The sequence below is a fragment of the Paenibacillus alginolyticus DSM 5050 = NBRC 15375 genome (genome assembly GCF_000422905.1).
In the GTDB taxonomy this organism is placed as follows: domain Bacteria; phylum Bacillota; class Bacilli; order Paenibacillales; family NBRC-103111; genus Paenibacillus_E; species Paenibacillus_E alginolyticus.
In genome coordinates this window covers 1-8,273 of sequence record NZ_AUGY01000171.1, presented here as the reverse complement: position 1 = coordinate 8,273, position 8,273 = coordinate 1, and the positions used below count along the sequence as shown (strand labels likewise).

Below are 8,273 nucleotides of genomic sequence, written 5' to 3'. Positions count from 1 at the left end.
GCTCAAGGCGAATCATTTAAGTCAGCGTTATGCGCTGGAGGATCGGCTGCTCAAAATGCTGCCGCAGCAAATCAAGTCTACGGAGGAACGCATTGTCGGGTATGAGCAGGACGTGGCCTTGTTCATGCGCGCCCAAGCGTCGGAAAAGGATAGCAGCGACGATTCCCGTTTTCCCGGTATGACCATCAAAGATTACACGTACTCGGAACGTGCTACTGCGGGCGTTGCCCTGCTGGAAGCCTGCAAAGGCATGACCTCTCCCGATCCGCAGGAAGCAGGCAGTTACATGGGCTTTTCCTTATGGCTATCGTTTGATAGCTTTGCAAAGGAATACAAGGTGACGCTGCGCGGCGCATTGGGCCATACGATTACGTTAGGACCGGATGCAGGCGGCAATATCACGCGAATAATCAATACATTGTCGGATTTGCCGAATAAGCTCGCCTATTGCCGTGACCAGCTCGCAACACACAAGCAACAGATGGTAACGGCGAAGGAACAGATCGAGGCACCGTTCAAGCAAGAACAGGAACTGCAAACGAAGTCCGCGCGGCTCGCGGAGTTAAATGTGCTGCTGAACATGGACAAACGGGAAAACGAAGCCGTGGACAGCGTGTCGGATGAGGAACCGGAAGCACCCGAACGGCGGGTTGCGGATCGAGAGCGATAACAGCAATGGAAAGGTATAAATCACATGACGAAATGGACTCCGGCTTTTGGGGTCCTTTTCGCATTTCTGGAGGAACGCACATGTTGTATGCCATCCCAAGCGGCGGCGGATGCTTTTGCCCGATTCTACCGCCTATTTGTTACGGAACCGATCCGACCGAGGAGGGAGAAACCGTGCCGGAATTGGAATTGATATCCAAAGGGAAGAACGGATTTGGAGACACGTATTATTACATCCGTGATTCGAACGGGGTGACCAGTCAAGTCTATGAAAGCGAGTTAGACGCATTCATGAAAAAGAAAGGCGCTACAGAGTTGAGGGAAAGAAGAGCTTATCTGTATCCCAAAAAGAAGGGTAAGGCACGATGAACAAATGAAGCAGGATGAAAGAAAATCAGCCTTACAATTAAGAGACACGATTTTTAAAGCCCGTTGTGGCTAATTTACTTTTTTCGAGAGGAACTACGGCAATGAGCTATGTAAGCAAGGAACAAATCGAACGTGCAAAGCAATTGGACCTGCTCACCTATTTGCAATGTTTCGAGCCATACGAACTGGTGCGATGCTCGCGCAACGCCTATTCGACCCGCTCCCACGACAGCCTTAAAATCTCCAACGGTAAATGGTTCTGGTGGTCTAGTGGGATCGGCGGTCGTTCTGCGCTGGACTACCTCATTAAAGTAAGAGGCATGTCGTTTCCCGATGCGGTGCTGCAAATTGACGGTAATCCACCCGTTCACATGGATCCAGCTACTCCTGCCATCCAGCAGGATGGTTCAAATGCGCGACTGGAGCTTCCCGAACCGTATGAGAATTCGAATCGCGTCATCGCTTATCTCTCCAAACGCGGCATTTCCCGCGACGTAATTGATTTTTGTCTCAAAACGGGACGACTGTACGAAAGCCGAATGTACCACAACGCGATTTTTGTTGGGTTTGATTTGCAAGGCACTCCGCGCTATGCGGCGATTCGCGGGACAACCAAAACCCGATATATGGGCGAAGCGCCAGGCAGCGATAAACGGTATTCGTTCGCTATACCGGCCGATGATAACGGCACAGAGTTGCACTTGTTTGAAAGCGCGATTGACCTGTTATCGTACTGTACCCTTTCGGAAATCTCCGGGAAAGTCTGGCGACAATCGCATCAACTGTCGTTGGCCGGCATATACAGCCCAAAAGAAAACAAGGATGAGGGCATTGCCCCGGCTGCACTTACCAACTATTTGCAAAGCTATCCTGAAGTGGAGCACATGGTGCTTCACTTGGACAACGACGAACCGGGCCGTTCTGCGGCAGCAATGATTCAGCAATTACTCAGCCAAACCTACGAGATTTCCGATGAACCGCCAGTCAGGAAAGACGTTAACGACGACCTGATGATTTATCGTAAACAGCGCGAGGAGCCAACTCGATAGCACCGCTCGGTACAATGGTAATCAGAGCAGTGTCGGGCGAAAATAGAGGTGGCTTCAAAATTCTAATTCCGAGGAGGTAAGGCATGAGCGAACAGGGGAAAAATGAGCAGGCCGAGGAAATTGAGAAAGCACTTTTGGAGGCAGAGGAAGAAGCGCGAAACGATCCGACACGTTTAGGTTATCAAACGGTGATGGATCGTGTACGCCGGGTAATAGGCAAGGAACGTTGATGGAAGCCAAATACCATTATGTTTCGCACGAAGACGCTGAGCGATCAGCGTCTTTTTGTCGTTTCGATACCCCTCCCCTTTTTCCCGGCAGGTGCCTTCAGGGCGACGCGATCGTTACATCCAACCGGATGTAACGATCAGGACCGACAACCCCTATCATGTTGCGGATAACGACGAGTTGCAGGCCATCGCGGAAAGCATTCGGAAGCATGGCGTGATCTCGCCGCTTGTCGTGCGACCGCGGGATGGAGGAGGTTATGAAATAATATCCGGACACCGACGAAAGGCGGCTTGTGAAAAAGCGGGAATCGCTGCGGTCCCCGCCTTCATTCGTGAAATGGACCGAAACGCCGCGATTATCGCCCTGGTGGACAGCAATCTGCACCGCGAGCATGTGTTGCCGTCCGAAAAAGCATGGGCCTACAAGATGAAGCTGGATGCCATCAAACGGCAAGGGCAGCGCAACGATTTGGCCGATAGCGGAACTCCTGACCAACTCGGACAGAAGTCGCGGGAGCGCGTTGCCGTTGATGTAGGAACGAGCGCGACGCAGGTGCAGCGCTATATCCGGCTGACTGAATTGATTCCGCCGCTTCTGGAAATGGTGGACAGCGGCAAGGTGGCGTTCAGTCCTGCCGTGGAGCTGTCCTATCTGTCCGAAAAAGAACAGGAAGCCTTGCTGGAAACGATGGGTAGCGAGGAACGCACCCCTTCCCTTTCCCAAGCCCAGCGCATGAAAAAACTGAGCGCGAACGGCCTGCTCGACATGGACGCGATTTTCAAAATCATGATCGAGGAAAAACCGAGTCAACGGGAACAAATCAAGCTGCAAAAGGAAAGCATCAAGGACTATTTTCCGAAGGGCTATACGGCCCAGCAGATGGAACAGACCATATTGAAGCTGCTGGAGGAATGGAAGAAAAGGAGGGAACGGGGCCGCGAGAACAGCCGCTGACTTTTTCCCGGCTGGTATTTGGGGTAGTAGTACCAGCGAAGCTGACACCATCCGCAAAGTAGATGTAATTAAATGGGAGCAACAGCTACCGGATGAAAGGGAAGCTGCCACTTCCCCCAAGCGCAGACGGTCAGCGAGTGGGTCATTTTTAAGTTGGCGTTAGTGGGTCAATTTAAATCCGGCCTTGACATACGCAACAGTCTTGAATTTTTTTCCGTAAATCTAAGCTCCCAATTTCGCTTCAAATGATCCCCTCCGAGAAAAGTTACCTAAAATGGTCAAAATCGGTATACCGAAGCATACTTTATGAGACAATATGGGAATAAATGCTGCGAAGTTCTAATTCCCGAATCAAAGCTGGAACTTTATCGAAAGGAATTTCTGAAATGAGTAATTTGGGATGAAGATGAAGAAGATGGGGAAAGTAATGGTACTGCTTCCATTTAGTGTTTCACAGGGTAAGGTGAGTTGATGCCGAAAATTTCAGTTTTACAGTCATACATGATCATAATACTTTCTGTCGGTTTGCTGAACCACGTCATCATCATACCGTTACTGCTCGGTGCATCAGGGCGAGATGCCTGGCTTGTAGTACTTCTTGTTTTAATCGCTTCGCCAATTTGGATTGGCATTCTGAGCTATATCCTAAAAAACATGAACGGAATGCATGTTAGGGATTGGTTAAAGCAACAATTCGGAATGGTTCTCTCGGCAACCTTGATTGTCCTATACAGTGTACTTGTATGGCTTATGGGACTCATTTCCTTTAAGGACACTATAACATGGACAATTGCAACTTATATGCCTCAATCTCCAATGTTTATTCTCGCAGGAACAACGCTTTTCGGATGCTTCTTCGCGGCATTTCAAGGGCTTCGCACCATTGCAATTTTAAGCGGGATATTGTTGCCTTTTGTTGTTATTCTGGGTGACCTTGTCATGACTGCAAACTTTCAGTTTAAAGACTACACCATGCTTTTTCCTCTACTCGAAAATGGGATATCTCCGCTTTGGAAAGGCATTCCCTACGTAGCTGGGGGATTGTTGGAGTTGTCGTTGCTGATTTTGTTTCAGCACAAGTTAACGAAAAAACCAGGTTTCAAAAGTTTAATGCTTATTTGCATCATATTATCCGGGCTAACGATCGGCCCTTTGATGGGCTCGATTACCATGTACGGCCCTGATGAAGCGGCAGACCAACGATACCCCGCTTTCGAACAATGGAGAATGGTTCGACTGGGCGAGTATGTGGAGCATGTTGATTTTTTCTCGATTTACCAGTGGTTATCCGGTATGTACATTCGAGTTTCCCTTTCCCTGTTACTCTTAAGCGAATTGTGGAAATTGCAAAAGTATAAGTGGTTGCCTATGTTTCTGGGCGCTTTATTCATGCTGGTTGCTACATTGTTGCCAATCAGCGATATGCTTTTTCAAGACCTGCTCAGCCGATATTACTTTCCTTCGTTTTGTGTCTTTACCATTGGGGTCATGTTCGTATATTTCGTGCGAATTATTATTTCAACATTGAGTAAAAGGAGCAACTGAAGATGATAAAGCTTTTCAGAAAAAAATGGGCAGGTGTCTCATCGTCCTCGCCACAAAAAAGAGCAACGGTTACACAACCGCTTAATGAGCAAACACTTCTTCAACGGTTTCAAATGTGTCGTGATGTTAAGCATCATGCTTACAAATTAAAGGTTGGCGACGATCAGTCGAGGATCGTTTTACTGTATTGCGATGGGTTATGTGACAATCAACAACCCCTTCAAGAGATGGCGATTCCTCACTTGACCCGGTTTTACGAAAAATATGGCTTTCATAAAAATGAGGAAGTCGTTGAGTCGTCTCAATTACAGTTATTGCGCATTTCCTTCGAGGAATGGGAGCAGAAATCCGAAACGGACATTTTTGAGGGTAAGCTACTTTTGTTTATTCCGACACTAATTTCTTTGTTCTCCCTCGACATATCGAAAAAACCGGCACGCCAGCCCGAAGAATCCAACATTGAACACTCTATTCGCGGCTCAAAGGACGGTTTTGTCGAGGAACTCGGCGTCAATGTCGCGTTAATTCGGAAACGAATCAAGTCAACAAGCATGGTATACGAAACGAAAACCGTAGGTGTCCGAACAAAAACAACCATTGCGATTCTTTATATGCAAGACATTGTTGATCCCAAAATCGTCCAAGATATCAAGACTAAATTGGATCGCCTTCAAATTGACGGAGCGTTTAGCGCCACTCAACTGGAAGAGTTAATGGAACCGACCAAAGCTTTATTTCCTTTGATGGGCTATACGGGAAGACCTGATTTTACCGTTAACTGTATGATGAATGGACGTGTAGCGCTTATTGTGGAGGGTACACCGGCTGCTTTGATCGCTCCGGCCAATTTGTTCCTGCTCCTGAAAACACCCGAAGATATCCACTTTACTGCTTTGTCTGCTACGTTTGGACAATCGCTTCGTTTGCTCGGATTGTTCGTATCACTCATGCTGCCCGGTTTTTGGGTCGCTATTCTTGCGTTTCATCAAGACCAACTGCCCTATTACCTTCTTGCAACACTTGGCGTTAACCGGCTAGGCATTCCTTTGGGCTTGGCTGGAGAAATGTTTCTCGCGCTTGTCTTTTTGGAAATATTGCGGGAAGCCGGTGTTCGATTGCCCTCGGCGGTTGGGTCTACGGTTACGGTAGTAGGAGGGCTCATTCTGGGGGATGCGGCGATTCGTGCAGGATTTTTGTCCCCTAGCATTGTTGTCATAGGCGCGATTACGCAAGTGTTCGGTTCGACGTTATCCAGCCAGTCACTGGCCGGGACAATTAGCATTTTGCGTTTCTTCATATTCGCACTGTCCGCCATCCTTGGGATCTATGGTTTCTTACTTTCTTTCTTTATTTTAACAACTCATTTAGCCTCTTTGCGTTCATTCGGATTGCCTTACCTGGCTCCGGTTTCGCCTCCATATAAAGATTTCGCCAATGCCTTGTTCCGATTACCATGGAGATGGCGGAAAACTCGGCCAGACATGCTAAATACTCAAGATTCTACAAGCCAAGGGGATAAGCAGAAATGAACGCATACAAATTTACCGCAGTTCTTCTGCTTCCCTTCTTTCTCACCGGATGTTGGAGCAGATACGAAGTGCAAAACATGAATTATGTAACTGCTGTTGGAATTGACTATGCGGATGGTCAATACATCATTTATGCGCAGTTGCTCGATTTCTCGACAGTGGCAAAACTGGAAGGACAACAGAAAGCGGAACAACCTCCGGTCTGGATCGGTAGAGGAAAAGGTATCTCGTTTACAGAAGCAGCGAATGATTTATACAGCACTTCGCAACAAAGGTTAAACTGGGGACAAATCTCTGCAATCTTGTTTAGCGAAAGGTTATTGAAGGAACGAAAAGTCGGTGAAGTGTTAGAACTGATTAACCGATATCGTGAGATAAGGTACTTAGCTTGGGTGTTCAGTACGCGCGATCCCCTTGACGAGGTCTTAATTGCGACTCCATTTTTCAGATTATCGCCAAAAGCATCGATTCTACATAACCCCGAACAGAGTTATCGGCAGCGTTCTATCCTCGCTCCGATCCGCCTGCAAAAATTTGTAATGGATTCAAACGAAAAGGCGAAGACAAGCTACATACCAGAATTATCTGTTCGAAAGGATCAATGGAAGGAAAATCAAAAACCGCATGAGCTGCTTAGATATTCAGGCATACAAATATACGATAAGGACAAATATTACGCACGCATGAGCCTCGAAGAAATAAAAGGATTGCCATGGCTGAATAAACACACAATCCGACTGCCCGTTGACTTGTTTTCCGATAACAAGCTTGTTGCAGTTCTCGTCGCAGAAAAACCCGAATATGACGTCAAACCAAGGGTTAAATATGACAAAGCATATTTCGATATTTCCGTTAAGGTGAAGGCCGGAGTAAATGAGCTACATGCAGACGTTACGGAGCAAGAACTCACGCAACTGGCTCAAAAAGAAATTGAGCATCAAATTAGGCAGACCTTTCAAACCGCGTTTGAAAAGAGAATAGATATTTATAATCTAGGGGAATCTCTTTTTCGCAGGAATCCGTATGCGTGGAAACGGATTGCATCTGGGACTGTACTAAACAAAGATTCCTTACGAACGATCAACGTTAACGTACAAATCGTGTACCCTGGCAGGTATAAACTTTCACCTTGATATTTGGTTGTGATTTACTTTGCGGGTGGTGTCAGCTTCGCTGGTACTGCCCCTATATGGGGCATTGGGCGACCGGTGCCCGTTTCATTTGAGTTATAACCTCCTTGACAAACTGCACCGGAAGGAACGGGCTATCGGGCGAAAACCCGGTTTGCCCGTTTTTACAATTTGCCGGAGCTGATGAATGTGTTCAAGGAAGTGGCCGACATCCAGACGGCGGACATGCTCCAGCTTCCCGTGCCGAAAGCTCACTTCCACAATGTTGCCGTGCCGCCAAGCGACTTTCAACGCGACATGGTTGCTGATCTCGCCCGCCGCGCCGAACAGGTACGAGCGAAGCAAGTGGAGCCGCACGAGGACAATATGCTGACGATCACCAATGACGGACGCAAACTGGCGCTCGATCAGAGGCTGGCTAATCCTCTGCTCCCCGACGACGAAGGCAGCAAAGTGAGCGCCTGCGCGGACAATGTCTTCCGGTATTGGTCAGACAGCCGGGAAGAGCGGCTCACGCAACTGGTGTTTTGCGATCTATCCATCCCCAAGCAGGATGGTTCCTTCAACGTCTACGACGAGCTGCGGCGCAAGCTGATGGATAGAGGCGTGCCGACCGAGGAGATCGCCTATATTCACGATGCCAATACCGAGGTTAAGAAAAAGGAGTTGTTTGCGAAGGTACGCAGTGGGCAGGTTCGGGTACTGCTCGGATCGACATTCAAGATGGGGGCGGGTACGAACGTGCAAACGAAGCTGATTGCCCTTCACGACCTTGATTGCCCTTGGCGTCCGCGCGA

The 8,273-nt window shown here is 48.1% G+C and carries 9 protein-coding genes; all 9 read left to right on the top strand.

The window, feature by feature from the left end; genetic code table 11:
* Positions 1-670 (top strand): hypothetical protein (locus G519_RS51190; RefSeq protein WP_029198837.1); only part of this gene is annotated, 670 nt, incomplete at its 5' end.
* An 80-nt stretch (positions 671-750) separates the two neighbouring features.
* Positions 751-1,038, top strand: coding sequence for a hypothetical protein (locus tag G519_RS0136925; RefSeq protein WP_029198836.1), 288 nt, complete (start codon positions 751-753; stop codon positions 1,036-1,038).
* 188 nt (positions 1,039-1,226) lie between these two features.
* The gene (locus G519_RS0136920; RefSeq protein ID WP_244280346.1) at positions 1,227-2,087 is read left to right on the top strand and encodes a DUF3991 and TOPRIM domain-containing protein; all 861 of its coding nucleotides are present in this window, start codon (positions 1,227-1,229) and stop codon (positions 2,085-2,087) included.
* An 83-nt stretch (positions 2,088-2,170) separates the two neighbouring features.
* Positions 2,171-2,317, top strand: coding sequence for a hypothetical protein (locus G519_RS50900; RefSeq protein WP_154669660.1), 147 nt, complete (start codon positions 2,171-2,173; stop codon positions 2,315-2,317).
* Positions 2,318-2,408: 91 nt separating this feature from the next.
* Complete coding sequence (locus G519_RS0136910) at positions 2,409-3,272, top strand: ParB/RepB/Spo0J family partition protein (RefSeq protein ID WP_049868208.1); 864 nt, start codon at positions 2,409-2,411, stop codon at positions 3,270-3,272.
* Between the two features lie 471 nt (positions 3,273-3,743).
* A complete protein-coding gene (locus tag G519_RS0136905) occupies positions 3,744-4,817 on the top strand; it encodes an endospore germination permease (protein WP_029198833.1) in 1,074 nt (357 codons plus the stop codon).
* Positions 4,818-4,819: 2 nt separating this feature from the next.
* Positions 4,820-6,346, top strand: coding sequence for a spore germination protein (locus tag G519_RS46460; RefSeq protein WP_029198832.1), 1,527 nt, complete (start codon positions 4,820-4,822; stop codon positions 6,344-6,346).
* Complete coding sequence (locus tag G519_RS0136895; protein WP_029198831.1) at positions 6,343-7,479, top strand: Ger(x)C family spore germination protein; 1,137 nt, start codon at positions 6,343-6,345, stop codon at positions 7,477-7,479. The genes G519_RS46460 and G519_RS0136895 overlap by 4 nt, the downstream gene beginning before the upstream one ends.
* A gap of 186 nt (positions 7,480-7,665) precedes the next feature.
* A partial coding sequence (locus G519_RS0136890; protein ID WP_029198830.1) for a hypothetical protein occupies positions 7,666-8,273 on the top strand: 608 nt, incomplete at its 3' end.